The sequence below is a fragment of the Thiococcus pfennigii genome (genome assembly GCF_016583835.1).
Lineage (GTDB): Bacteria > Pseudomonadota > Gammaproteobacteria > Chromatiales > Chromatiaceae > Thiococcus > Thiococcus pfennigii.
The window spans coordinates 1-2002 of the sequence record NZ_NRRW01000126.1 but is presented as its reverse complement, the minus strand read 5'-3'; the positions used below and the strand labels follow the sequence as shown (position 1 = coordinate 2002).

1 protein-coding gene and 1 other RNA gene are annotated in these 2002 nt (G+C 71.4%); both read left to right on the top strand.

Going from position 1 to position 2002, the window contains the following annotated elements:
• The first annotated feature begins 634 nt into the window (after positions 1 to 634).
• An RNA gene (gene ffs / locus CKO41_RS18160) (signal recognition particle sRNA small type) lies at positions 635 to 731 on the top strand.
• A gap of 97 nt (positions 732 to 828) precedes the next feature.
• On the top strand, positions 829 to 2002 hold a 1174-nt coding region (dnaX, locus tag CKO41_RS18155), incomplete at its 3' end, for a DNA polymerase III subunit gamma/tau (protein ID WP_200383275.1).

Sequence of the window (2002 nt, the reverse complement as noted above, 5' to 3'; positions counted from 1 at the left end):
AGGATTGCGCGCGCCGTGACCCGACGTCGGCCTCGGTCGGGGCGGCGTGGTCTGCCGTCGGGTTACGCCCCGGGGGGCTAACCCGACCTACAGCCCCGACGACATGGGCGCGGCCCGTAGCCCGTAGCCCGTAGCCCGTAGCCCGTAGCCCGTAGGTCGGGTTAGGCGCGCTGGCACGGCGGTTGGGGTAAAACAAAGGATTGCGCGCGCCGTGACCCGACGTCGGCCTCGGTCGGGGCGGCGTGGTCTGCCGTCGGGTTACGCCCCGGGGGGCTAACCCGACCTACAGCCCCGACGACATGGGCGCGGCCCGTAGCCCGTAGGTCGGGTTAGGCGCGCTGGCACGGCGGTTGGGGTAAAACAAAGGATTGCGCGCGCCGTAACCCGACAGGGGCCTCGGCGGGCGCCACGGTGTCGGCCGTCGGGTTACGCCCCCGCGGGGGGCTAACCCGACCTACGGGCGTGATCCGACGGCCCCGACGACATCGGCACGGCCCGACGGGTTGCTGCATGCGCCCGTCGATCGGACGGATCGGCCGTGATGCCGCCTGGTCTCCTTGATCTTCGTTGCGTCCTCTGGTAGCTTCTCGCGTCCGGTTCCGCTCGCAAGGGGCCGGGTCGTTATGGTGGGCCGCGCCGGTCCCCCCGCAACGCAAAGCCGTGAACCCGGTCAGGCCCGGAAGGGAGCAGCCGCAGCGGTCGCAGCGTGTGCCGGGGTGTGGCGGGCGCGGGCCGCCACCCCATCGCCGGGGCTGCCGGCCTCGGAGCATTCGGTTACACTGCCGCCTACCCGTCAGCGTCCCCTTTGCCGAGCGTCCGAATCGCCCGATGTCCTATCAGGTCCTTGCCCGCAAATGGCGGCCGAAATCCTTCGCGGATCTGGTCGGGCAGGCCCATGTGGTGCGCGCGCTGACCAATGCGCTGGCCCGTGGCCAGCTCCATCACGCCTACCTCTTCACCGGCACCCGCGGCGTCGGCAAGACGACGCTGGCGCGCATCTTGGCCAAGGCGCTGAATTGCGAGGAGGGCGTCGGCCCGACGCCATGCGGGCGCTGCACCGCCTGCCGTGAGCTCGACGAGGGTCGCTTCCTGGACCTGCTCGAGGTCGATGCCGCCTCGCGCACCAAGGTCGAGCAGACCCGCGAGCTGCTCGACAATGTCCCGTTCGCGCCGGTCAAGGGTCGCTACAAGGTGTACCTGATCGACGAGGTGCACATGTTCTCCGAGAAGAGCTTCAACGCCCTGTTGAAGACCTTGGAGGAGCCGCCCGCCCACGTGAAATTCCTGCTCGCGACGACGGACCCGCAGAAGCTGCCGGTGACCGTCCTGTCGCGCTGCCTCCAGTTCAATCTCAAGCGCCTGCTGCCCGGCGAGATTCAGGGCCAGCTCGCACGCGTCCTCGAGGCCGAGGGGATCGGCTACGAGCCGCCCGCGCTGGCGCTGCTCGCGCGCGGCGCCGATGGCAGCATGCGCGATGGCCTGAGCCTGCTCGATCAGGCGATCGCCTACGGCGGCGGGCGCGTCGCCGAGGCCGAGACGCGCGCGATGCTCGGCGTGGCCGGGCGCGACCTGAGCCTGAGTCTGGTCGAGGCCCTGGCCGCCGGCGATGGCGCCCGGCTGCTCGCCGAGGTCGCACGGATCGCCGAGTTGGCCCCGGACTTCGCCGACGTCCTGCGCGACCTGCTGCTCGTCCTGCACCGCATTGCCCTGTTCCAACAGGTGCCGCAGGCCCTGGCCGACGACGATCCGGACCGCGCGGCGCTCGTCGCGCTGGCCGAGGCGATGACCCCCGAGGACACCCAGCTCTACTACCAGGTCCTCGCGACCGGTCAACCGGACCTGACGCTGGCCCCGGACCCCAGGACCGGGATGGAGATGGTATTGTTGCGGGCACTCGCATTCCGCCCGGTCGAGGTGGATACGGCAGCCGCGGCGCCGGCCGCGCAGCGCCCGGTCCCCCGGTCGCCCGCACGGAACGCAGCGGCGAGCGACGGGGCGGCGC